The 239-nt window shown below is 49.8% G+C and carries 1 pseudogene; it reads right to left on the bottom strand.

The annotated features are described in order from the left end of the window. Positions 1-239 (bottom strand): annotated as a pseudogene (locus tag QZ327_RS13450) (hypothetical protein); the annotation flags it as partial.

Genomic DNA, 239 nt, shown 5'->3' on the forward strand with positions numbered 1-239 from the left:
ACGGGAATTTTCTTGTAGGCACTTTCTTCCCGTTTCACCTTTTCGGCATCCACCACAATCTCGCAATGAAAAATCTTCTGCTCGATACGCTCGTTGAAGTTGTCGGATACAGAACCGACAAACATTCCCTGCGTAAGCCCGGAAATCTTACTCGGTGGAATGAGCGCGTCCATCTGCGTGTTGATGGAGGTGGAAACATCCTGCCGGTTGATGGAGATGGACTGCCGTTTCTGCAACAC

The organism is uncultured Bacteroides sp. (assembly GCF_910578895.1).
Lineage (GTDB): Bacteria > Bacteroidota > Bacteroidia > Bacteroidales > Bacteroidaceae > Bacteroides.